Annotated in this window: 19 protein-coding genes and 1 pseudogene; 3 read left to right on the top strand and 17 right to left on the bottom strand. The window is 71.9% G+C overall.

Annotated features, from left to right (window positions below):
- Position 1: 1 nt before the first annotated feature.
- Positions 2–711, top strand: a pseudogene (locus tag ACIRJR_RS21520) (DUF5995 family protein).
- A gap of 52 nt (positions 712–763) precedes the next feature.
- On the opposite strand, the gene ACIRJR_RS21525 reads toward ACIRJR_RS21520, so the two are convergent.
- From ACIRJR_RS21525 to ACIRJR_RS21545, 5 genes are all read right to left on the bottom strand, one after another.
- Positions 764–2455 carry a flavin monoamine oxidase family protein gene (locus tag ACIRJR_RS21525; protein ID WP_403783142.1) on the bottom strand — a complete coding sequence of 564 codons (1692 nt, stop codon included), beginning with the start codon at positions 2453–2455 and terminating at the stop codon, positions 764–766.
- 46 nt (positions 2456–2501) lie between these two features.
- Positions 2502–3299, bottom strand: a complete 798-nt coding sequence (locus ACIRJR_RS21530; protein WP_403783145.1) for a carbon-nitrogen hydrolase family protein — start codon at positions 3297–3299, stop codon at positions 2502–2504.
- A 233-nt stretch (positions 3300–3532) separates the two neighbouring features.
- Positions 3533–3988: an Lrp/AsnC family transcriptional regulator gene (locus ACIRJR_RS21535; protein WP_403783148.1), complete on the bottom strand. Its 456-nt coding sequence runs from the start codon at positions 3986–3988 to the stop codon at positions 3533–3535.
- A gap of 112 nt (positions 3989–4100) precedes the next feature.
- The gene (locus ACIRJR_RS21540) at positions 4101–5561 is read right to left on the bottom strand and encodes an aldehyde dehydrogenase family protein (protein WP_403783151.1); all 1461 of its coding nucleotides are present in this window, start codon (positions 5559–5561) and stop codon (positions 4101–4103) included.
- A 218-nt stretch (positions 5562–5779) separates the two neighbouring features.
- On the bottom strand, positions 5780–7246 hold the full coding sequence (locus tag ACIRJR_RS21545) for a GuaB1 family IMP dehydrogenase-related protein (RefSeq protein ID WP_403783154.1): 1467 nt from the start codon (positions 7244–7246) through the stop codon (positions 5780–5782).
- 296 nt (positions 7247–7542) lie between these two features.
- On the opposite strand from ACIRJR_RS21545, the gene ACIRJR_RS21550 reads away from it, so the two are divergent.
- On the top strand, positions 7543–8661 hold the full coding sequence (locus ACIRJR_RS21550) for a terpene cyclase (protein ID WP_403783158.1): 1119 nt from the start codon (positions 7543–7545) through the stop codon (positions 8659–8661).
- Positions 8662–8773: 112 nt separating this feature from the next.
- On the opposite strand, the gene ACIRJR_RS21555 is transcribed toward ACIRJR_RS21550, so the two are convergent.
- From ACIRJR_RS21555 to fmt, 4 genes are all read right to left on the bottom strand, one after another.
- The gene (locus tag ACIRJR_RS21555) at positions 8774–9760 is read right to left on the bottom strand and encodes a sugar-binding transcriptional regulator (RefSeq protein ID WP_403783643.1); all 987 of its coding nucleotides are present in this window, start codon (positions 9758–9760) and stop codon (positions 8774–8776) included.
- 139 nt (positions 9761–9899) lie between these two features.
- Positions 9900–10583 carry a ribulose-phosphate 3-epimerase gene (gene rpe, locus ACIRJR_RS21560; protein WP_403783161.1) on the bottom strand — a complete coding sequence of 228 codons (684 nt, stop codon included), beginning with the start codon at positions 10581–10583 and terminating at the stop codon, positions 9900–9902.
- 102 nt (positions 10584–10685) lie between these two features.
- Positions 10686–12119 (bottom strand): RsmB/NOP family class I SAM-dependent RNA methyltransferase, encoded by a 1434-nt coding sequence (locus ACIRJR_RS21565; RefSeq protein WP_403783164.1) that lies wholly within the window; start codon positions 12117–12119, stop codon positions 10686–10688.
- 102 nt (positions 12120–12221) lie between these two features.
- Positions 12222–13154, bottom strand: a complete 933-nt coding sequence (fmt, locus tag ACIRJR_RS21570; RefSeq protein WP_403783167.1) for a methionyl-tRNA formyltransferase — start codon at positions 13152–13154, stop codon at positions 12222–12224.
- Positions 13155–13413: 259 nt separating this feature from the next.
- Between fmt and ACIRJR_RS21575 the strand changes: the two genes are divergently transcribed.
- Positions 13414–13917: a hypothetical protein gene (locus tag ACIRJR_RS21575; RefSeq protein ID WP_403783170.1), complete on the top strand. Its 504-nt coding sequence runs from the start codon at positions 13414–13416 to the stop codon at positions 13915–13917.
- Positions 13918–14046: 129 nt separating this feature from the next.
- On the opposite strand, the gene ACIRJR_RS21580 is transcribed toward ACIRJR_RS21575, so the two are convergent.
- From ACIRJR_RS21580 to ACIRJR_RS21615, 8 genes are all read right to left on the bottom strand, one after another.
- Complete coding sequence (locus ACIRJR_RS21580; RefSeq protein WP_403783173.1) at positions 14047–16191, bottom strand: primosomal protein N'; 2145 nt, start codon at positions 16189–16191, stop codon at positions 14047–14049.
- Positions 16192–16308: 117 nt separating this feature from the next.
- A complete protein-coding gene (metK, locus tag ACIRJR_RS21585) occupies positions 16309–17517 on the bottom strand; it encodes a methionine adenosyltransferase (RefSeq protein WP_403783176.1) in 1209 nt (402 codons plus the stop codon).
- 240 nt (positions 17518–17757) lie between these two features.
- Positions 17758–18960 (bottom strand): bifunctional phosphopantothenoylcysteine decarboxylase/phosphopantothenate--cysteine ligase CoaBC, encoded by a 1203-nt coding sequence (gene coaBC, locus ACIRJR_RS21590; protein ID WP_403783179.1) that lies wholly within the window; start codon positions 18958–18960, stop codon positions 17758–17760.
- A 178-nt stretch (positions 18961–19138) separates the two neighbouring features.
- Positions 19139–19411, bottom strand: coding sequence for a DNA-directed RNA polymerase subunit omega (rpoZ, locus tag ACIRJR_RS21595; RefSeq protein ID WP_003970369.1), 273 nt, complete (start codon positions 19409–19411; stop codon positions 19139–19141).
- 103 nt (positions 19412–19514) lie between these two features.
- A complete protein-coding gene (gmk, locus tag ACIRJR_RS21600; RefSeq protein WP_403783182.1) occupies positions 19515–20132 on the bottom strand; it encodes a guanylate kinase in 618 nt (205 codons plus the stop codon).
- Between the two features lie 38 nt (positions 20133–20170).
- The gene (locus ACIRJR_RS21605) at positions 20171–20494 is read right to left on the bottom strand and encodes an integration host factor (protein ID WP_014157387.1); all 324 of its coding nucleotides are present in this window, start codon (positions 20492–20494) and stop codon (positions 20171–20173) included.
- A 245-nt stretch (positions 20495–20739) separates the two neighbouring features.
- Positions 20740–21579 (bottom strand): orotidine-5'-phosphate decarboxylase, encoded by an 840-nt coding sequence (gene pyrF, locus ACIRJR_RS21610; protein WP_403783185.1) that lies wholly within the window; start codon positions 21577–21579, stop codon positions 20740–20742.
- On the bottom strand, positions 21576–22685 hold the full coding sequence (locus tag ACIRJR_RS21615) for a quinone-dependent dihydroorotate dehydrogenase (RefSeq protein WP_403783188.1): 1110 nt from the start codon (positions 22683–22685) through the stop codon (positions 21576–21578). Before ACIRJR_RS21615 ends, pyrF begins: the two co-directional genes overlap by 4 nt.
- Position 22686: the final 1 nt, after the last annotated feature.

Below are 22686 nucleotides of genomic sequence, written 5' to 3' on the forward strand. Positions count from 1 at the left end.
CATGGACCGGATCGAGCAGTTCGCAAGTCCGGCCGGCGCGGCCGGCACGGTGACCGATGTCGGCGCGGTGATCGAGCGGATGCGTGCTTTCCGCTCCGGCTGGCCGCCCGGGGACGGCGTCGCGGTCTTCAACCAGGTCTATCTGACGGTCACGGAGACCCTGCGCCGGCACATCACCGACGGCGCCTTCCCGGACCGGAGGCCGTGTCCGCGCTGGACGTGCGGTTCGCCGAGCACTATCTGACGGCGGTGGACACGGCCGGCTCGGGCGGCTGCCCGCCCGCCTGCTGGCGCCCCCTGTTCCAGTTCCGGCGCCATCCGGGCGTACGCCCGCTGCAGTTCGCACTGGCCGGTATCAACGCGCACATCGGGCACGATCTCGCACTGGCCGTCGTGGACACCTGCCGTACGCTCGGCTGCGCTCCGGCGGACCTGGAGGAGGAGTTCGACCGGGTGGGCGATCTCCTCGTCCTGCTGGAGGAGCAGATCCGCGAAGATCTGATGCCGGGTCCCGATCTGCTGGAGGTCGCCGATCCGCTCACCCACCTCGCGGGGGCCTGGAGCCTGGAGAGGGCCCGTGAGGCGTCGTGGTCGGCGGCCCGGATGCTGTGGCGGCTGCGGGGAGTGCCGCCCCTGGCCGAGGAGTTCAGGGCACGGCTGGATGCCGGGACCGGCCTGGTGGGGCGCTTCCTGCTCACCCCGTGCCGCTGAAACGCTTCGCCCGGCCCCCGGCGGTCCCGTGTGCCGTTCCTCGGCCGCCCTCTCAGCCCTCCGGGAGCTCGACCGGCGCGATCGAGTCGAAGACGTCGCCCGGACCGGGGTTCGCCGGGTCGGTGGAGCCGCCGAACTGCGCCATCACGCCCCATACGGCGTTCAGCGCGGTCTGCACGGCGCCCTCGGCCCAGCCCGCCGTCCACGAGATGTCGTCGCCCGCGAGGAACAGGCCGCGCTTGTCGGCGGGCAGCCGGTCCTGCATGAAGTGGGTGAACAGGCGCCGCTGGTAGCGGTAGTGGCCGGGCAGGTTGGCCTTGAACGCGCCCATGAAGTAGGGCTCGTTCTCCCAGGAGACGGTGACCGGGTTGCCGATGACGTGCTTGCGGATGTCGACACCGGGATAGATCTCGCCGAGGGACTTGAGCATGACGTCCATGCGCTCGTTCGGGGAGAGCGGCAGCCACTTCAGGCTGTCGTCGCACCAGGTGTAGGAGAGGCAGATGACGGCCGGCCTGTCGGGCCCGTCGTCGAGGAGGTAGGTACCGCGGGTCATCCGGTCGGTGAGCGTCATCGACATGGTGTCCCTGCCGGTCACCTCGTCCTTGTCGAGCCAGAACGGCCGGTCGACCGGGACGAACAGCTTGGACGACTCCATGTAGTGGGTGCGCTCCATCGCCGTCCAGTGGTCGATGGGGAAGAGCGCGTCGTCGCAGGCGATCTTGGAGAGCAGCAGCCAGGACTGGCCGGTGAAGACCGCGGCCCTGAAGGTGCGGATGTCGCCGGTGGCGTCGGTGACGGTGATGCGGTTCCCGGCGGTGCGGTCGAGCCGGGTCACGGCGGGGCGCGGCTCCCCGCCGTGCAGGGAGGACAGCGAGGTGCAGGGCGGCCAGTGCACGGTCTTCTGCGGTTCACGGTCCCACAGGCGCAGCGGCAGCTGCTGGCTGCCGCCGACGATCCCCCGGTGGTGGTCGTCCGCCTCGGTGTAGACGACACGGAGGATCTCGAGGATCGAGTTGGGGAAGTCGGTGTCCCAGCCACCGGTACCGAAGCCGACCTGTCCGAAGATCTCGCGGTGCCGGAAGGAGGCGAAGGCCTCGGAGCCGCAGAGGAAGCCGTAGAAGGTCTGGTCGTCGAGCTTCTCGACGAGCTTCGCCCAGATCTCGCGGATGCGCGGCACGTCGCGCTCGCGCATCGCGCGGTTCATGTCGGAGAAGTCGGCGCCCTCCTCGAGGCAGGAGTTCCAGGCGTCCATCACCTCGCGGTACACCTGTGGCAGGTCGTCGATGGTCCGCGCGTAGTGGGACTCCCCCTTGAGGTCGACGACGGTCGACGGGGTGGCCGGGGAGAGCGGGTTGGGGAACGCCTTGGTCCGGAGGCCGACCAGGTCGATGTAGTGCTGGAGCGCCGTGGACGACGGCGGGAAGCGCATGGCGCCCATCTCCGCGGTGAGCGACGGGTCGCAGCCGTCGAAGCCCACGGTGCGCAGCCGTCCGCCGATCCGGTCGGCCTCGTAGACGACGGGCTTCAGGCCCATCTTCATGAGCTCGTACGCGGTGATGATGCCGGAGAGCCCTCCCCCGATGACGGCGACCTCGGTGCCGTGCTCGGTGGCCGGTATCTGCCCGATCCCGGCCGGGTGGGCCAGGAAGTCGTCGTAGGCGTAGGGGAAGTCCGGCCCGAACATGGTGATCGGCGGCTGCGCGTCGGTGTGCTGGACGGCGGTGGGCACCGTGGACGTCATGGGGTACGGACTCCTTGCGGGGAAGCGTGGATCAGGGGGTGGGTGCTCATACCAGGGAGCCGTACAGGCCCGGGACGCGGTCCCGGAGGTACGGGTTCGCGGCGCGCGACGTGACGAGCAGGCCGGGGTCGACCTCACCGACGAGCAGCTCCTCGCCACGCCCGGCGCGGGCGCGGACCGTGCCGTCGGGGCCGGCCAGGCAGCTCAGCCCGGTGAAGTCGAACCCGCCTTCCGGGCCGGTCCTGTTGACGTACGCGATGTACAGCTGGCTCTCGTAGGCGCGGACCGGCACGACGGCTTCGGCGACGAAGGGGAACGGGTGCATCAGCGCGGTCGGGACCAGCAGGAGATCGGTGCCGGCCAGGGCGTGCGCGCGTACGTTCTCCGGGAACTCGACGTCGTAGCAGATGAGCAGTCCCACCCGTACGCCGTCCAGCTCGGCCTGCACCACGGGCGTGTCCCCGGGGGTGAACCACTCCTCCTCGAAGCCGCCGAAGAGGTGGGTCTTGCGGTAGTTGGCGAGCGCGGTGCCGTCGGGGCCGATGAGCTGCGCGGCGTTGAACACCGCCTCGCCGGCCCGCTCCGGATAGCCGTAGTGGACGGCGAGGCCGTGGCGCGCGCAGATGTCGGCGACCGCGCGGGCGGAGGGACCGTCGGCGGACTCCGCGAGCTCGGGGACGGCCCCGCCGATGGCGTATCCGGTGAGGTACAGCTCCGGGCAGACCAGCAGTCGCGCACCCGCTGCGGCGGCGCGCCCGGCGGCCTCGTCGAGCGCGGCGAGGTTGGCGTCGACGGAGCCGGTCCGTCCGGAGCTCTGGAGCAGGGCGGTGCGCAACGACGGCATGGCTGACCTCGGGCGGGACGGGCGGGGTGGGGAGACGTATCGAAGGTACGGCGCGGGGATCAGGGCCGACAAGCCGCGGATGTTGCGCGTGCACGGTCGATCCGTTGCGTGGGAGGCGGATCGGGCGGCGATTCGTTGCGTACGGCGTCTTCGCAGGTCAGGCGAGTGATTTCGGTCTCCCCGGGACGCGGCCCGGGTGGACGGCGGGGCCCGGCTCCCGCGACGGGCTCCGGTCAGGCCGGCGGAGCCGGCGAGTACCGCCGCAGCAGCGGGGAGAGCACGAGGACCGATTTGGTCCGCTCGACGTACGGCTCGCCGGCGATGCGTTCCAGCACCTGCTCGAAGTGCCGCATGTCGGCCGCGAAGACCTGCACGATCGCGTCAGCGTCACCGGTCACCGTGGAGGCCGACGCGATCTCCGGATAGGCGGCCAGGCCCCGCTTGATCGCCTCGGGGGCGGTGTTGCGGCTGCAGTAGATCTCGATGAACCCCTCGGTCTCCCAGCCGAGCGCCGCCGGGTCGACCCGCACGGTGAACCCCGTGATCGCGCCCTCCGCGCGCAGCCGGTCCACCCGGCGTTTCACCGCGGGAGCGGAGAGTCCGATGAGCGCGCCGATGTCGGCGTAGGAGCGGCGGGCGTCTTCGGCGAGGGCGTGGACGATGCGTTCGTCGAGGTCGTTCAGGCGCACTTCGGGCGGATCGCTATCTATGCGGCGGTGGGGTTCGGGGGCGGCACGGGCCGCCCCCGAAGTAGACCACGGGCGCGCCGCGGGGGACGCGCCCGCCGCGGGGAGCGGCCGGTCAGAAGGGGAACTGCGAGCGCCCGTACTGGACCGAGATCCACTTCTGCGTGGTGAAGGCCTCGAGCATCGACTCCCCGTTGAGACGCCCGAGCCCCGAGTTCTTCTCCCCGCCGAAGGGCACGATGGGCTCGTCGTGGACGGTGCCGTCGTTGATGTGGATCATCCCGGTGCGGATCCGCTGTCCCACGCGTACGCCGCGCTCGGTGTTGGCGGTGTGCACCGCGCCGCTCAGCCCGTACGGGGTGTCGTTGGCGATCCGGACGGCCTCGTCCTCGCCGTCGAAGGGGACGAGGAGGGCCACCGGACCGAAGATCTCCTGCTGCAGGACGGGCGAGTCGGCGGGGAGGCCGGTCAGCACGGACGGGCTCACCACATTGCCGTCGGCCCGGCCGTGCAGCAGTGCCGTGGCGCCCGCCTCCACCGTCTCGTCGACGAGCTTGGACACCGCGTCGGCCTGCGAGGAGTTGATCAGCGGGCCGATGTGGGTCGCGGGGTCCGCCGGGTCCCCGACGCGCAGGGAGGCGACCTTGGCGACGAACTTCTCGGTGAACTCCCGCTCCACCGAGCGGTCCACCAGGATGCGGTTCGCGGCCATGCAGACCTGGCCCTGGTGGATGTAGCGGCTGAAGACGGCCGCGTCGACGGCGTAGTCCACATCGGCGTCGTCAAGGACGATCAGCGCGCTGTTGCCGCCCAGTTCGAGCACCGCGCGCTTGAGGTTGGCCGCGCAGACCGTCGCGACGTGGCGGCCGATGGTGTCCGAGCCGGTGAAGGAGATGACCTGCGGGACAGGGTGTTCCAGCAGGCTGTCGCCGATCTCCGCGATGTCGGTGACCACGACGTTGAGCAGCCCGGCGGGCAGCCCCGCCTCCTCGAACACCTTGGCGATGAGGGTGCCGCCGCAGACCGGCGTGTTCTGGTGCGGCTTGAGGACCACGGCGTTGCCGAGGGCCAGCGCGGGCGCGACCGACTTGAGCGACAGCAGGAAGGGGAAGTTGAAGGGGCTGATGACACCCACGACACCGACGGGCAGGCGGTAGACGCGGTTCTCCTTGCCCTCGGTGGGCGAGGGCAGGATCTGCCCGGTGGACCGCAGGGTGAGCTGGATGGCCTCCCGCATGAACTCCTTGGCCAGGTGCAGCTCGAAGCCGGCCTTGAGGCGGGTCCCGCCGAGTTCCGCGACGATCGCCTCGGCGATCTCGGCCTCGCGGTCCTCGACGACGCGCAGCGCCTTCTCCAGCACCGTCCGCCGGGCGTACGGATTCGTGTCCGCCCACCCGGGCTGCGCCCGCTCCGCGGCCCGGTACGCCTGGTCGACCTCACCGGCCGTCGCGACGGTGATCGAGGCGAGCTTCTCCCCGCTGTACGGGTTGAAGTCGATGATGTCCCAGGCCCCCTTCCCCGGCCTCCACTCGCCGTCGATGTACTGCTGGGCCAGGTCGGTGAAGAAGGAAGGCATGGAATCCCTTACCGCAGAGGGGCGGGCAGCTGATTGCGACTCATATTACTTATCCTTCAACCAAGTTGAAGGGCCTACAAGTTGACGGGCTCCACGCGGGTCCCGCCCCATGAGCGCGGGCACCGGTCTCCACGTCGGGTCCGCACGCAGAAGTGCCCCTCCCGGCGCGCACGCCCGGGAGGGGCACCTGTGACGAGGGGGCCGTACGGCCCGCGGTGTCACTGCCAGCTGGCGTGGAGCGGCTTGCCCTCCGCGTAACCCGCTGCGCTCTGCACGCCGACGATCGCCTTCTCGGCGAACTCCTCCAGCGAGGAAGCACCCGCGTAGGTGCAGGAGGAGCGGACTCCCGCGATGATCGAGTCGATCAGGTCCTCCACACCGGGACGGGTGGGGTCCAGGAACATCCGCGAGGTGGAGATGCCCTCCTCGAAGAGCGCCTTGCGGGCCCGGTCGTAGGCGGACTCCTCGGAGGTGCGGTTCTTGACCGCGCGCGCCGACGCCATCCCGAACGACTCCTTGTAGTAACGCCCGTCGGCGGACTGCTGGAGGTCGCCCGGCGACTCGTACGTGCCGGCGAACCAGGAACCGATCATGACGTTGGACGCGCCGGCGGCGAGTGCCATAGCCACGTCACGCGGGTGGCGGACGCCACCGTCGGCCCAGACGTGCTTGCCGTGCTTCCTCGCCTCGGCGGCGCACTCCAGCACGGCCGAGAACTGCGGCCTGCCGACGCCGGTCATCATCCGGGTGGTGCACATCGCGCCGGGTCCCACACCGACCTTGATGATGTCGGCGCCCGCCTCGATCAGGTCACGCACGCCCTCGGCGGCGACGATGTTGCCCGCGACGATCGGGACCCGCGGGTCGAGCGCCCGGACGGCCCGCACCGCGCTGATCATGGATTCCTGGTGCCCGTGGGCGGTGTCGACGACGAGCACGTCGGCACCGGCGTCCAGGAGCTGCTTGGCCTTGCCCGCCACGTCGCCGTTGATGCCGACGGCCGCGGCGATCCGCAGCTTGCCGTCCGCGTCCGTCGCGGGGGTGTAGAGCGTCGCGCGCAGCGCGGCCTTCCGGGTGAGGATGCCGACGAGGCGGCCGTCCGCGTCGACCGCCGGAGCGAGCTTGCGGTTGGCGCCGTCGAGCTTGTTGAAGGCTTCACGCGGGTCGATGTCCGCGTCGAGCACGACCAGGTCCTTGGACATGACCTCGGACAGCTGGGTGAAGCGGTCCACGCCGGTCAGGTCGTGGTCGGTGACGACACCGACGGGCCGGTTCTCCGCGTCGACGACGACGCCCGCACCGTGGGCCCGCTTGTGCAGCAGCGACAGCGCGTCGGCGACCGTCTGGCCGGGAGCCAGCACGATCGGCGTGTCGAGGACGAGGTGGCGCTTCTTGACCCAGCCGATGACCTCGGTGACGACGTCGATCGGGATGTCCTGGGGAATCACGACCAGGCCGCCGCGGCGGGCGATCGTCTCCGCCATCCGGCGGCCCGCGATGGCCGTCATGTTCGCGACCACGAGCGGGATGGTGGTCCCGCTGCCGTCCGGCGAGGAGAGATCCACGGCCTGCCGGGACCCGACCGAGGAGCGGCCGGGGACCATGAAGACGTCGTCGTACGTGAGGTCGTAAGGGACCGAGGGAGAGGTCGTGTAGCGACCGGTACCGGGCTCAAGAAAACGCATAACACTCATTTTTTCATACGAAACGGTGCAGGTCGCTTCCACGAAGACACAGCGATACGCCCCCGCGTTCGTCGGTTCCTCCAAGGAAACCGCCCGGGGGCGGGGCAAGTGGAAACCTGCCTTACCCAGGGACCCTACCCGAACAGGATTCGATCCTTCGTGATCACCATCCCTGGACCGAGTGACGAGGGGTCAGGTAGCTTCAAATCCGCAGGTCGTCCCGCAGGAGGCGGTGCAGCGCCGAAAGGCCGGGAACACCTGTCGCGCGTCTGGCCGGAGAGGATGGGGATCCGCCTGTGGAGAGCGAACTGCCCGACATCTACTGCCCGTTCCCCCGACGGAGCAACCCGCATGTGGAGCACACCCGCGAGCATCTCGACACATGGACGCGGCACACCGGCCTGGTCCACCGCCCGTCCGCGCGGCGACGCTTCGAGCAGGCCGACTTCGGCGCCTTCGTGGGCATGGTCTATCCCACGGCGGACGGCGAGCACCTCGACCTGGTCGCCGACTGGTTCGTCTGGCTCTTCCTCGTCGACGACCAGCTCGACGACGGACACCTCGGCCGCAGCCCCGAACGCGTACGCGACGTGGTCGAGCGGATGCGTGACGTGGTCGAGGGCGGGGCCCCCGGCCCCCTGCCGGGCGAGGAGGCTCCCGCCGCACTCGTCGCCCTCGCGGACCTGTGGGAACGTACGGTCCCGCAGGCCTCCCCGCACTGGCGCGCCCGCTTCACCTGGCACCTCATGACGTACCTGACGACCGCCACCACCTGGGAGGCGGGGAACCGGGCCGACGGTGTCGTGCCGTCCGAGGAGACCTACATCGCCCGGCGACGGCACACCGGGGCGATCCACGTGTGCATGGACCTGATAGAGATCGTGGCCGGAGTCGGGGCGCCCGAGTCGGTCCACAACGACGCCCGGTTCATCACCGCGCTGGAAGCCTCCTGCAACGTCGTGTGCTGGGCGAACGACGTCTACTCCTACGAGAAGGAACAGGTGCTGGGCGAGATCCACAACCTCGTGCACCTGGTCCGTCATCACCGCGGCTACGGCAAGCAGCAGGCGCTCGAGCACGTGTGCGCGGAGATAGCCGCCGAGACGACACGGTTCCTCACCGCCGAGGGCGAGCTGCTCCGCCTCTATCCCGAGCTCGCCGGACTGCTGGTGCCGTATCTCGACGGGATGCGCAGCTGGATGCGCGGAAACCTCGACTGGTCACGTCAGACGCCCCGCTACAACCCGGCGGACGTCAGCCAGTACGCGGAGCCGGACGCGTATCTGGAGGAGTCCGTCCTCGGCGTGAGCGCGAGTCCGCCGCGGCCCGGCTCCGGCGGCATCCCGCCGGTCCCGGACCCGGTGCGGCGGGACAGCGGCGAGGCGCGGCTGGGAGCGGGCCACGGCCCGGGCTGAGGAGGTCATGACGGAGGCCGGGCACCGCGCAGGTGCCCGGCCTCCGTCATGACCTCGTCGGGTCGTGGCCGGTGCCAGTCGTCGTGGCCGGTGCCAGTCGTCGTGGCCGGTGTCAGTCGTCGGGGTCGGCCCGCTCCAGCGCGGGCCGCTGGCCCGCCGCGGACTCCGTCAGGAGGTAGTCGGCCGCCGCCGTGTCCGTGACCAGGCTGGTGACGAGGCCCGAACGCAGCACCGCGCCGATCGCGGCCGCCTTGCGCTGTCCGCCGGCGATGGCCACGACCTCGGGGATCCGGCGCAGCCGGTCGGCCTCCACGGTGATGCAGCGCTCGCCGAGGTCCCGGCCGACCCGGCGCCCCTCGGTGTCGAAGAGGTGGGCGGACATCTCCGCCGCCACGCCCAGGGAGGCGTAGTGGGCCCGCTCCTCGTCCGAGAGCATGTCGTGGACGGTGGAGATCCCGGGCTCCCAGGAACCGATGGAGACCGCGGCGACCGTCACCTTGTCGAAGTACTCGAAGGCGCGGGCGATGCCCGTCTGGTGGCGCAGCGCCGCCGCCGTCGCCGGATCGGGGAGCAGCATCGGCGCGTAGATGGGGTGCGCCTCGCCGCCCGACACCTGCGCGGCGCGGCGGACCGCCTCGACCGAGCCGCGCTCGGCCGTCCCCGCGTCGTAGACCCCGGTCAGCTGGACGACCGTGCACGGGGGCAGCCGGTCGAGGGCGGCGGCCATGTGGATGGTGGAGCGGCCCCAGGCCAGCCCCAGCACATCGCCCTCGTTCACCAGCTCGCCGAGCAGATCGGCAGCGACCTCGCCCAGGTTCTCCGGGTCGGCCGCGTCGTCCTGCTCCTCCGCCGGGGACTCGACCACGACCGCGTGCCGCAGGCCGTAGCGGGCGCGGAGCGCGTCGGAGCGCTCCGCGTCCAGCTCCGCCGGTACCCGGATCTCGATCCGTACGAGATCACGCTCGAGGGCGGTCTCCAGAACCCGGGCCACCTTGAAGCGGCTGACGCCGAACTCCTCGGCGATCTGGATCTTCGACTTTCCCTCAAGGTAGAACCGGCGGGCCATGGCCGCCGCCTGGACCAGCTCCGCGGGTCCCATCCGCATGGCTGACCGACCCGCCGAGATGCCAGACACCGCGATCTCCTCACTGCTGTTCACACGCTCGATACGCCGTCCATCCTGTCAGATCCGGCGATCCTTGATCAGGCCCGTCGGGCCGCGTTCATCTCAGCTTGGTTCAGTGGCCGCATGCCCAGGACGCCGAAGCCGTGACCGAGTCGGCCTGCGCGCGGAGCGCCCGCACCGCCTCGGCGGGGTCCTCGGCGCCGTAGACCGCGGAGCCGGCGACGAAGACGTCCGCGCCGGCCTCGGCGCACCGCTCGATCGTGGCGGCGGAGACACCGCCGTCCACCTGGAGCCACAGCTCCAGGCCGTGCTTCGAGATCAGCTCACGGGTGCGGCGGATCTTCGGCAGCATGATGTCGAGGAACGCCTGCCCCCCGAATCCAGGCTCCACCGTCATGATCAGCAGCATGTCGAGCTCGGGGAGCAGGTCCTCGTACGGCTCGATGGGCGTCGCGGGCTTCAGCGCCATGGAGGCGCGGGCACCCTTGGCCCTGATCTCCCGGGCCAGACGCACGGGCGCGGCGGCGGCCTCCGCGTGGAAGGTGACCGAGCCCGCGCCGGCCTCGACGTACTGCGGTGCCCAGCGGTCCGCGTCCTCGATCATGAGATGGCAGTCCAGCGGGGTGTCCGTGGCCTTGCTCAGCGCCTCCACGATGGGCACGCCCAGCGTCAGGTTGGGCACGAAGTGATTGTCCATGACATCGACATGGAGCCAGTCGGCGCCTTCCACGGCCTTCGCCTCCTCGGCGAGACGGGCGAAGTCGGCGGACAGGATGCTGGGGTTGATCTGGGCCATGCACCCAAGCCTGCCATGCTCCGGGCCACTTCCCCGCCCCGGTGCGCCTCAAAGCCTCACGGGATCATCACGGTTCGCGCAATCCCGCCCTTTTCCCCCCGGTCAGGCCGTACGGCGCAGCAGCGCGAGGTACATCGCGTCCGTGCCGTGCAGGTGCGGCCACAGCTGGACGTCGGGTCCGTCACCCAGAGCGGGCACACCGGGGAGCAGCGGACGGGCATCGATCCACTCCGCCTCCGCGGGCGCTCCGCCGCGCCCCTTGAGCACGTCCTCGACGACGACGCGGGTCTCCGCGAGATGCGGCGAGCAGGTCGCGTAGCCGACGACCCCGCCGATCCGGACGGCCTTCAACGCCTCGCGGAGCAGGCCGCGTTGCAGGGGGGCGAAGCTCTCCAGGTCCGCCGGGCGCCGCCGCCAGCGGGACTCCGGGCGCCGCCGCAGCGCGCCCAGTCCGGAGCAGGGTACGTCCATGAGGACCCGGTCGAAGGAACCGGGCCGCCAGGGCGGCCGCGTCCCGTCGGCGGTGATCACCTGGTACGGACCCGGGTTGCCGGCCAGCGCCCGCTCGACGAGCCGCGCGCGGTGCGGCTGCTTCTCCGCGGCGAGCAGCGTCGCGCCGCGTCCTGCGGCGAGGGCGGCCAGCAGCGCGGCCTTGCCGCCCGGACCGGCGCAGCCGTCCAGCCACCGGGTGTCCTCGCCCTCGACGGGAGCGTTGGCCAGGGCCGCGGCGACGAGCTGGCTTCCCTCGTCCTGCACTCCGGCGCTGCCGTCCCGGACGGCGGCCAGGGCGCCCGGCTCGCCCCCCTCGGCCATCCGCACGGCGTAGGGCGACCAGCGGCCCGGGAGGCCGCTCTCCTCGCCGAGGGCGTCCAGCAGTTCGTCGGGGGTCGAGCGGCCGGGGCGGGCCACCAGGGTCACCTCGGGCCGCTCGTTGTCGGCCTCCAGCAGGTCCTCGATCCCGGCGCGGCCGCCGCCCAGGGCGTCCCACAGGGCGGAGACGACCCAGCGGGGGTGCGAGTGGACGACCGAGAGGTGCTCCTCCGCGTCCTCCTCGTACGAGGGCGCGACGCGCTCCACCCACGCCTCGAGGTCGTGGGCGGAGACCTTGCGCAGCACCGCGTTGACGAACTTGGCGCGGCCCTCGCCCAGCACCACCCGCGCCAGCTCCACGCTGGCCGAGACGGCCGCGTGGGTCGGGATGCGGGTGCCGAGCAGCTGGTGGACACCCATGTTGAGCACGTCGAGCACCGGCGGGTCGACCTCGCGCAGCGGCCGGTCGATGCACGCGGCGACGATCGCGTCGTACGTGCCCTGACGGCGCAGGGTCCCGTAGACCAGCTCGGTCGCCAGTGCCGCGTCCCTGCCCTCGAAGTCGCCCTTGGCCCGCGCCTTCTTCAGCAGCGGGGGCAGGACGAGGTTGGCGTAGGCGTCGCGTTCGTCGACCGCCCGGAGAACCTCGAAGGCGAGGAACCGGACCGGGTCCTTCTGCGGGCGGCGATGGGGCTTGGCGGGACGTCGACGCTGCTGGTCGTTCACGTGAAAGGTGCTCCGCTGATGGTGAGGGGGCGAACCCGTCCAGCGTACGTCGCCGCCCCGCGTCACCTGGTCCCGAGCCCCGTCCGGCCCGCCTCCGGGCCCTCAGAGGCCCAGCAGCTCCCCATGGGCGATGCGCACGCCGCGGGCCCAGTCGGCGGCCCTCATGGGCTTCTTGCCCTGGGGCTGGACCCAGAGGAGCTCCACGGCGTGCGAGCCGGTGCCGACGTACACGTTGTTCTTTCCGGCGGACAGCTCGCCCGGGGCCAGATCGGTGCGGTCCAGGACGGGCACGGCCTGGACCAGCTTGAGGCGTTCCCCTCGGAAGAGGGTCCAGGCCCCCGGGGCGGGCGTGCAGCCGCGCACCACGCGGTCGACCCGGAGCGCGGGCGCGGACCACCGCACCTGGGCGTCCTCGACGGTGATCTTGGGGGCGAGGGTGACGCCCTCGGCCGGCTGGGGCACGGCGTGCAGGGTGCCGTCCTCGATGCCGTCCATGGTCGCCGCGAGCAGTCCCGCGCCCGCGAAGGCGAGCCGGGTGAGCAGGTCACCACTGGTGTCGGTGGGCCGGACCTCCTCGGTCAGGACGCCGTACACCGGTCCCGAGTCCAGGCCCTCCTCGATCAGGAAGGTCGACGCGCCGGTGACCTCGTCGCCGGCCATCACCGCGTGCTGCACGGGTGCGGCCCCGCGCCAGGCGGGCAGCAGCGAGAAGTGCAGGTTGACCCAGCCCCTGGCCGGCACGTCCAGCGCGGTCCTGGGCAGCAGCGCGCCGTAGGCGACCACCGGGCAGCAGTCGGGCGCGATCTCCCGCAGCCGCGCCAGGAAGTCCTCGTCCCGCGGCCTGCCGGGCTTGAGGACCTCGATGCCCGCCTCCTCGGCGCGCTCGGCCACGGGGCTGGCCACCAGCCGGCGTCCCCGCCCGGCCGGTGCGTCGGGGCGGGTCACCACGGCCGCCACCTCGTGGCGGTCGGAGGCGATCAGGGCGTCCAGAGCGGGAACGGCGACCTCGGGGGTGCCTGCGAAGACGAGCTTCATGGGTGGCGGACTGCCTCTCGGGCCGGAACGTACGTGGCGAGCAGCACACCAGTCTAGGGGGTGCCGGGCGGCCCGCCCCGGCCCGCCCGGACCCCGCGGCCAGGGGGCGTACGCATGGCTGTGCGCCCCGCGCATATGCACATACGCCCCTGATGCGTGACCACAGGGCCGGGTGACGCGTTGGTCAAGTGAGATTGACCGAAGTGGACCGCCGCCGCGCGGTCCGATCCCTTTCAACGCCGGTTCGAGAGGCTTGTTCATGGCCGACCACGCAACCCACGACGCCCAAGCGCGTGCCAGTCTGCACCTGTTGGTGCGGGACATCGAGCGGGTCCGGCGGCAGGTGGACGCTCTGCGTACGCTCACCGCGCAGCTGGGCAACGTCTACCGCCCCCGCCGCTCCGGCCCGTCCGCGGGCTTCGTCGTCTACGGCAGGGCGCCGGCCCCGACGGTACGGCTGGCCCAGGAACTGCGGGACAGTGTCGAGACGCTGGTCACCGCGGCGGTGGACTTCGACCGCTCGCTGGGCTTCTCGTGGGACGCGGTGGGTTCCGCCCTCGGGGTCACCAAGCAGGCGGTGCACCGGCGGTACGGGGCGCGCCGAGCCACACCGCAGCCGGGGGCGGCGGAGGCCGCTCCGGAGACCGTGAACCGCGCGGTGCCCGCGGGGCCCGGCTCCTCCCCCGTGGTGCCCTCGGCCCGCTCCATGCCCCCGCAGCCCTCGGACCGGCCGGGTGCCTTCCCCGGCCCGCGCAACGGCTGACGAAGCGGCGGCGGGGACGGCCGGGACGACGGGCGAGGAGAGCCGGCCCCTGGCCGGGACGGCGGTCGAGGACGCTCGGCCGCCGCACACCGGGTTCGCGTGCCGGTGCCGTGCCCGCTCCCGGCCGTGTCAGCCGATGTCCGGCGGGTCGATCCTGATCCGTACGGGATCCCCGGTCCCCCGGGCCGTCCGGGCCGCCTGAGCCGTCTTCAGGGCGGTCGCCAGTGCCGCTCCCCTCCCCGGTGGGACCCTGACCAGCGCCCGCTCCCAGGTCTCTCCGGGTGGGGCGTCGCCCTGCCTGCGGGGTCTGCCGGAAGCGGCACCCGGTACCGGCACCGGGCCGAGCACCTCCGCCTCCGGGGGCAGCTCCGCACCGGCGAGATACGCGGCCACCGCCTCCGGCGGGCCCGTCACCGAGGCCATCCGGGACACCGGCGGGAAGCCGAGCTCCGCGCGTTCCGCGAGCTCGCGGCGGGCGTGACCGACCGGATCCCAGCGCACCAGCGCCTGCACGGGCCGCAGGGTCGGCTCGGCCACGATCACGACCGTGCCGCCCTCCGGCTGCCCCCGCACCAGCGCGGCCGCCGCCGTCCAGCGCCGCAGCGCCTCCTCGCCCGCCCGCAGGTCGGGCCGGCCGACCATCGCCCAGCCGTCCAGCAGCAGCGCGGCCGCGTAGCCCCCCTCGGCCACCGGCTCCGCCCCCGGCGTGCTCACGACGAGGGCGGGCTGGTCCGGCACGGAATCCAGCACATGGTCCCGTCCGGACGTCCGCACGGGCACCGCGGGAAACGCCCGCCCCAGCTCCTCCGCGGTCCTGCGGGCACCGACGATCTGCGCCCGCAGCCGCACGCCGCCGCAGGCCGTGCAGTTCCAGGCCGTCTCCGCCCGCCCGCACCAGGCGCAGTCGAGGTCCCGCTGGTCCGGGGCCTGCAACGGCCCCGCGCAGTGCCGGCACCGCGCGGGTTCCCGGCAGCGCTCGCAGGCCAGCCGGGGAGCGTACCCCCGGCGCGGCACCTGGACGAGCACCGGGCCGGTGCGCAGCCCGTCCCGTACGGTCTGCCAGGCCAGGCTGGGCAGTCGCGCCGAGCGTGCCGCACCGTCGCGCGCGAGCTCCCCGTCGCCGACCGTACGCACGAGGGGGGCGGCGATCCGCAGCTGCTCCCGGTCCGCACGCAGGGGCAGCGCCCAGCCGCTCTCGACGAGCTGGGCGGCCTCGACCGTGCAGTTCATCCCGCCCAGCAGGAACGCGCAGCGGCCGTGTGCCGCCCGCAGCTCGAGGACCTCCCTGACGTGCGGGAAGGGGGCGTTGTCGTCACTGTGGCTGGAATCCCCGTCGTCCCAGAGGGCCACCAGGCCCAGATCGGCGACCGGGGCGAACATCGCGGCCCTGGTCCCGACCACCGCGCGCACGGAGCCCCGCCGGACGGCCAGCCACTGCCGGTACCGCTTCTCCGGTCCGGAGTCGGCGGTCAGCAGGGCGTGGCGCCCCTCCCCCAGGACAGCGGTGAGCGCGGCGTCGACACGCCCCGCGCTCCGGCCGTCCGGCACGACGACGAGTGCGCCCCGGCCCGAGGCGAGGGTCGCGGCCATGGCACGGGCGATCTCCTCGGGCCAGTGAGGTCCGGGCAGCGCCGTCCACACGGCCCGGGGCGCCCCGCCCTCGGCCAGCGCCCGCAGGAAACCGGGCCCCTGCGCATAGCGCTCCCAGGTGCCGGGTGACGGGACGGGGGGAGGCGGAAGCGGGTCGGGCGACGGTCTGCCCTCCGCGCGGCCGTTCCTGGGGGGCACGGCGAGCTGGAGCACGTCCGCGAGGCTGCCGGCGTAGCGGTCGGCGACGGCTCGCGAGAGCTCCAGAAGCTCCGGCCCGAGGACCGGCTCGGGTGAGACGACATAGGCGAGGGCCGCGAGGGCTCCCTGGTAGTCCGAGGTCGCGCGGCGCTCGATCAGGAAGCCGTCGATCAGCCCGCCGCCCTCGCGCCGCCCGCCGCGGACCTGGCGCCCTCCGGCCCCGAAGCGGACCCGGACCCGGACACCCGGCTGTGCGTCCGCGTCCAGTTCCTCGGGTACGGCGTAGTCGAAGTACTGGTCGAGGTGGAGCGCGCCCTTGTTCACCAGGACACGGGCGACCGGCAGCTCCCCGGCGAGCGCGGCGCCCCGCCAGGTCCGCGGCTTGGCGCGCGGCACCTTGGCCCGGCGCACCGTCTCCCGGATGAGCGCAAGCTGCTCCGGCGCCCCGGAACCGGGCTCGTCGGGCCCCTCGTCGTCGCTGCTCACAGCCACATTCCTACCAGACACCACTGACACCCCCGGGCCGCCCGGAGCAGCCGGACACGCCGGGGCCCGGACACCTCTACGGCGTCCGGGCCCCGGCGTGAAGGACGGCAGGCGGTGCTAGAGCCCCGCCGCCTGGCGCAGGGCGTCCACGCGGTCGGTGCGCTCCCAGGTGAAGTCGGGGAGCTCACGGCCGAAGTGGCCGTACGCCGCGGTCTGGGCGTAGATCGGACGGAGCAGGTCGAGGTCGCGGATGATCGCGGCCGGGCGGAGGTCGAAGACCTCACCGATGGCGTGCTCGATCTTCTCCGTGTCGACCGCGGCGGTGCCGAAGGTCTCGACGAACAGGCCGACGGGCTCGGCCTTGCCGATCGCGTAGGCGACCTGGACCTCGCAACGGGTGGCGAGCCCGGCCGCCACGACGTTCTTGGCGACCCAGCGCATGGCGTAGGCGGCGGAGCGGTCGACCTTGGACGGGTCCTTGCCGGAGAAGGCGCCGCCACCGTGGCGGGCCATGCCGCCGTAGGTGTCGATGATGATCTTGCGGCCGGTCAGGCCGGCGTCGCCCATCGGGCCGCCGATCTCGAAACGGCCCGTCGGGTTCACCAGCAGGCGGTAGCCCTCGGTGTCCAGCTTGATGCCGTCCTCGATGAGCTGGTTCAGCACGTGCTCGACGACGAACTCGCGGATGTCGGGTGCGAGCAGCGAGTCGAGGTCGATGTCGCTCGCGTGCTGCGAGGAGACGACGACCGTGTCGAGGCGGACCGCCTTGTCACCGTCGTACTCGATGGTGACCTGGGTCTTGCCGTCGGGGCGCAGGTACGGGATGGTCCCGTTCTTGCGGACCTCGGAGAGCCGGCGCGAGAGCCGGTGCGCCAGGTGGATCGGCAGCGGCATCAGCTCGGGCGTCTCGTCGCAGGCGTAGCCGAACATCAGCCCCTGGTCGCCGGCGCCCTGCTTGTCGAGCTCGTCCTCGTCGCCCTCGACGCGCTTCTCGTAGGCCGTGTCGACGCCCTGGGCGATGTCCGGGGACTGCGCCCCGATGGACACCGAGACGCCGCAGGAGGCTCCGTCGAAGCCCTTCTTGGAGGAGTCGTAGCCGATCTCCAGCACCTTGTTGCGCACGAGGTTGGGGATGTCGGCGTAGGCCTTGGTCGTGACCTCACCCGCGACATGCACCAGACCGGTGGTGATCAAGGTCTCGACGGCGACGCGCGAGGAGGGGTCCTCACGCAGGAGCGCGTCGAGAATCGTGTCGCTGATCTGGTCAGCGATCTTGTCGGGGTGGCCCTCGGTAACGGACTCCGAGGTGAAGAGACGGCGGGACACATCGCTCCCTGGGGTTGCAGCGGCTGCTGGCTGATCATTGATGGAACTCCGGGAGCTGCGCCCGGCACATTCCGTCGACCAGTTTATCGGTCGCTTCCGGTGTTTGGGTCACGCGTCTCGCCCCTTGGGAGGTCTGTGACCTGCGGCACTGTTGACTGCAGTACGACAATCCCTCCTTCCGGGTGCGCGACAGAGCCGATTGCCGTGGGTTCCTTCCCGACGGAACGGCGCTTACGCAATCTAACGGAAACGCGCCCCGACCAGGTCCCACACCGTGTCGGCGAGCGCCTCCTTGGGCCCGTACGGCACAGTGGTCTCGCCGCCGTCGGCCCCGAGCACGACCGCCTCGTTCTCCTCGGACCCGAAGGTCTTGCGCTCCCCCACCTCGTTCACCACGAGCAGATCGCAGCCCTTGCGGCGGAGCTTCTCGCGGCCGTTGGCCAGGACGTCGTCGGTCTCCGCGGCGAATCCGACGACGATCTGTCCCGGCCGGGCCCGGTCCGCAGCGACCTCGGCGAGGATGTCGGGGTTGCGGACGAGCGCGACGGAGGCCGGCTCCTGGCCGTCCTTCTTCTTGATCTTCCCTGTGGCGTAGGCGGCCGGACGGAAGTCGGCGACCGCCGCGGCCATCACGACCACGTCGGCGTCGGCCGCGGCCTTCAGCACCGCCTCACGGAGCTGCACGGCGGTGCCGGCCCGCAGGACGTCGGCTCCCGCCGGATCGGGGAGCCCCGTGTTGGCCTCGATCAGCGTCACCCGGGCCCCGCGGGCGACGGCGGTGCGCGCGAGGGCGTAGCCCTGCTTGCCCGAGGACCTGTTGCCCAGGTAGCGCACCGGGTCGAGCGGCTCACGGGTGCCGCCCGCGCTGATCACCACGTGACGGCCGGCGAGGTCCGGGACGACGGGACCACGCGCCAGGACACGGCGGCAGACCTCGAAGATCTCCCCCGGGTCGGGCAGCCGGCCCTTGCCGGTGTCCACCCCGGTGAGCCTGCCGACGGCGGGCTCGATGACGACGGCGCCGCGGCGGCGCAGCGTGGCCACGTTCTCCTGGGTGGCGGGGTGCTCCCACATCTCGGTGTGCATCGCGGGGGCGAAGACGACCGGACAGCGCGCCGTGAGCAGGGTGTTGGTGAGGAGGTCGTCGGCGAGGCCGTGGGCCGCCTTGGCGAGCAGGTCGGCGGTGGCGGGGGCGACCACGACCAGGTCGGCCGCCTGGCCGATCCGTACGTGCGGCACCTCGTGCACGCCGTCCCAGACCTCGGTCGACACGGGGTTCCCGGAGAGGGCCGACCAGGTGGCCGCCCCGACGAAGTTCAGCGACGCGTCGGTCGGGACGACCCGCACGTCGTGGCCGGACTCGGTCAGCCTGCGCAGCAGTTCGCACGCCTTGTACGCGGCGATGCCTCCGCTGACCCCCAGGACGACCTTCGGCTTCTCCACTGCGTCTCCCCGCACTCGTGTCTCCGCGCACTCGCGTGCGGCCTCGTGACGTACGCCCTCCATGCTGCCTCACCGCACCGCGCTCCCACCGGCGGGTCCGGCACCGGACACACCACAGGCCCGGCGGGTACCGACCGCCGGGCCTGTGGTGAAGGTGCGTTTCCTGCGTGACGCCTGCTTACTGCGCGGGGCCCTCGATGGCCTCGGAGGTCAGCAGGCCCGCGTTGATCTCGCGGAGCGCGATCGAGAGCGGCTTCTCGTGCACGTGGGTGTCGACGAGCGGACCGACGTACTCGAGGAGGCCTTCACCGAGCTGCGAGTAGTACGCGTTGATCTGGCGCGCGCGCTTGGCGGCGTAGATCACGAGGCTGTACTTCGAGTCGGTGGCCTCGAGGAGCTCATCAATCGGCGGGTTGATGATGCCCTCGGGCGTGGTGATGGAAGAGGACACTCTCTGCCTTCCGAAGGGGATAGAGATCAAAGAGATCTTTGATCATGCTGGTTCCGCAGTGGTGATGCTCTGCGTCCGCGGACCGGCGGGGCGACCGCTGAGGTCAGCCGTCGGTACCGTGGAGGCCGGAAGCCTGCAGCATCAACGTTAGCAGCTCGCGCGCCACGTCCTCGACAGAGGTGTTGACGAGCGTCGTATCGAACTCGGCCTCCGCGGCCAGCTCGACCTTCGCCGCCGCGAGCCGGCGCTCGATCACGGCGGGTGCCTCCGTCCCCCGGCCGGTGAGCCGGCGCACCAGCTCGTCCCAGCTGGGCGGCGCGAGGAAGACCAGCTGCGCCTCGGGCATCGACTGGCGGACCAGCCGGGCACCCTGCAGATCGATCTCCAGCAGCACCGGCTCGCCCGCCTCCAGGCGGTCGAGCACCGCACGGCGGGGCGTGCCGTACCGGTTGCCGGCGAACTCGGCCCACTCCAGCAGCTCGCCGTTGGCGACCAGCTTGTCGAACTCCTCGTCCTCGACGAAGAAGTAGTGGACACCGTTGCGTTCGCCGGGGCGCGGCTTGCGGGTCGTCGCCGACACCGAGAGCCACACCTCGGGGTGCACTGTGCGCATATGAGCGACGACCGTGCTCTTGCCGACCCCGGAGGGGCCGGAGAGCACGGTCAGCCGCGGACGTACGTCCGGGGGTACGGGGGACGTCCCCCGGGATGTTGCAGCCATGGGGCGATTATCCCCGCTCTCAGGAGTGCCTGAGAACGTCAGGCGGCGCTGCCGCCGAACTCACGCTCCAGGGATGCGATCTGGTTGGAGCCGAGACCCCGGACCCGGCGGCTCTCGGAGATGCCGAGACGCTCCATGATCTGCTTGGCGCGGACCTTGCCCACGCCCGGCAGGGACTCGAGAAGAGCGGAGACCTTCATCTTGCCGATGACGTCGTTCTCCTGGCCCTGCTTGATGACCTCATGGAGCGAGGCGCCGGAGTGCTTGAGTCGATTCTTGACCTCGGCCCGCTCCCGGCGAGCCGCGGCGGCCTTTTCGAGCGCGGCTGCGCGCTGTTCAGGGGTAAGGGGCGGAAGAGCCACGCCTACGTCACCTCGGATGTCGATCTGTCGGATACGGACCGGCGAGGAACCTGATGGCTCCGCACCTGGTGAGCCAACGAACAACGTGTACTCGTTGGCTCTCGACGGAGACTAGCGGCCAAGGCCGCCTGAGTCAGCGAGAACAGCGGAAAAGTCCTGGTCAGCCTCAACTGAGCCGGACATTCCGGCCATAACAACCCGGAATTTTGGTCAGGATTCCGCCAACAGGCAGTTACGTGGCATGGTCAAGCTTCCGAGACGGCCGCACGGATCTCCTCCGCGAACCGTCCGGCGGCTTCGCGCAGCCCTGACGCGTCCGGTCCGTGGCGCAGCACGCCCCGGCTCACGCTCGGTACGACGTTGCCCGCCGCGGCGCCGAAGACGCGGGGCAGATCCGCCGGAGTGGCGCCCTGGGCACCGATCCCGGGAGCGAGCAGCGGACCGTTGATCGACAGATCGGCTCCCGTGTCCCCGAGCGTCGCACCGACCACCGCGCCGACGGAGCCGAGCGGTGTCGCGCCCGCGTTCTCGGCGGCCATGTGGTCGAGCATCAGCTGGGCCAGCGAGCGCCCGTCCGCGGCGGTGGCGCGCTGGACCTCGGCGCCCTCCGGGTTGGAGGTGAGCGCGAGCACGAAGACACCCGCGCCGGAGACCGCGGCGGCGTCGAGCGCCGGCCGCAGCGAGCCGAAGCCGAGGTACGGCGAGACGGTGACCGCGTCGGAGAAGAGCGGCGAGTCCTTGTCGAGGTAGGTGGCCGCGTAGGCGCCCATCGTGGAGCCGATGTCCCCGCGCTTGGCGTCCATGAGCACGAGGGCCCCCGCCGCGCGGGCCTCCTCGACGGCCTTCTCCAGGACGGCGACGCCGCGCGAGCCGAAGCGCTCGAAGAACGCGGACTGCGGCTTGAGCACGGCGACCCGGTCGGCCAGGGCCTCGACGACCGTGCGGGTGAAGCGCTCGAGGCCGGCGACGTCGTCGTTCAGGCCCCAGGAGGTGAGCAGGGAGGCGTGCGGGTCGATGCCGACGCAGAGCGGCCCGCGGGTGTCCATGGCGAGGCGCAGGCGCGCGCCGAAGGGTTCAGGGGTCACTGCGTGGCCTTCCGAGTCTCGGCGCCGACGGCTTCGGCGAGGGTGGCGTACGGGGATGCGGCGAGGCGCGCGGCCAGGCCCTTGTGGATCGCCCTGGCGTAGAACGGACCCTCGTAGACGAAGGCGCTGTAGCCCTGGACGAGCGTGGCGCCCGCCAGGATGCGCTGCCAGGCGTCCTCGGCGTTCTCGATGCCCCCGACGCCCACCAGGGTGATCCGGGTGCCCACACGGGCGTACAGGCGGCCCAGGACCGCCAGGGAGCGCTCCTTGAGGGGCGCGCCGGAGAGCCCGCCGGTCTCCTGGACCAGGGACGCGTCGGACGTCAGGCCGAGCCCGTCGCGGGCGATGGTGGTGTTGGTGGCGATGATGCCGTCCAGACCGAGCTCGACGGCGAGGTCGGCCACCGCGTCGACGTCCTCGTCCGCGAGGTCCGGGGCGATCTTGACGAGCAGCGGGACGCGCCGGTCGGTGACGGTGCGGTCGGCGGCCTCGCGCACCGCGGTGAGCAGCGGGCGGAGCGCCTCGGTGGCCTGGAGGTCGCGCAGGCCGGGCGTGTTGGGTGAGGAGACGTTCACCACGAGGTAGTCGGCGTGGGCGGCGAGCCGCTCGGTGGACTTCACGTAGTCGCCGACGGCTTCTGCCTCGGGGACCACCTTGGTCTTGCCGATGTTGACGCCGAGGGTCGTACGGAAGACCGGGGTGCGGGCGGCGAGGCGCTCGGCCACGGCCGCGGAGCCCTCGTTGTTGAAGCCCATGCGGTTGATCAGCGCCCGGTCCGGGACGAGGCGGAACATCCGCTTCCTGGGGTTGCCGGGCTGCGGCTCGCCGGTGACGGTGCCGATCTCGACGTGGTCGAAGCCGAGCATCGACATGCCGTCGACGGCGACGGCGTTCTTGTCGAAGCCGGCGGCGAGGCCGAAGGGACCGTGCATCCGCAGGCCGAGGGCCTCGGTGCGCAGTTCCTCGTACCGGGGGGCGAGCACGGCGGCGACGAAGGTGCGCAGCACGGGGACCCGGGCGGCGAGGCGGATCCAGCGGAAGGCCATGTGGTGGGCCTGCTCGGGGTCCATCCGCTTGAAGACCAGCTGGAAGAAGAGTTTGTACATC

The sequence above is a fragment of the Streptomyces sp. NPDC102402 genome (genome assembly GCF_044765765.1).
Lineage (GTDB): Bacteria > Actinomycetota > Actinomycetes > Streptomycetales > Streptomycetaceae > Streptomyces.

What these genes read in the sequence shown, in the direction of transcription:
- ACIRJR_RS21525 (WP_403783142.1), bottom strand. Translation starts at nt 2,455, where the DNA reads ATGACGTCCACGGTGCCCACCGCCGTCCAGCACACCGACGCGCAGCCG.
- ACIRJR_RS21530 (WP_403783145.1), bottom strand. Translation starts at nt 3,299, where the DNA reads ATGCCGTCGTTGCGCACCGCCCTGCTCCAGAGCTCCGGACGGACCGGC.
- ACIRJR_RS21540 (WP_403783151.1), bottom strand. Translation starts at nt 5,561, where the DNA reads ATGCCTTCCTTCTTCACCGACCTGGCCCAGCAGTACATCGACGGCGAG.
- ACIRJR_RS21545 (WP_403783154.1), bottom strand. Translation starts at nt 7,246, where the DNA reads ATGCGTTTTCTTGAGCCCGGTACCGGTCGCTACACGACCTCTCCCTCG.
- ACIRJR_RS21555 (WP_403783643.1), bottom strand. Translation starts at nt 9,760, where the DNA reads ATGGGACCCGCGGAGCTGGTCCAGGCGGCGGCCATGGCCCGCCGGTTC.
- rpe (WP_403783161.1), bottom strand. Translation starts at nt 10,583, where the DNA reads ATGGCCCAGATCAACCCCAGCATCCTGTCCGCCGACTTCGCCCGTCTC.
- fmt (WP_403783167.1), bottom strand. Translation starts at nt 13,154, where the DNA reads ATGAAGCTCGTCTTCGCAGGCACCCCCGAGGTCGCCGTTCCCGCTCTG.
- ACIRJR_RS21575 (WP_403783170.1), top strand. Translation starts at nt 13,414, where the DNA reads ATGGCCGACCACGCAACCCACGACGCCCAAGCGCGTGCCAGTCTGCAC.
- gmk (WP_403783182.1), bottom strand. Translation starts at nt 20,132, where the DNA reads ATGGCTGCAACATCCCGGGGGACGTCCCCCGTACCCCCGGACGTACGT.
- ACIRJR_RS21615 (WP_403783188.1), bottom strand. Translation starts at nt 22,685, where the DNA reads ATGTACAAACTCTTCTTCCAGCTGGTCTTCAAGCGGATGGACCCCGAG.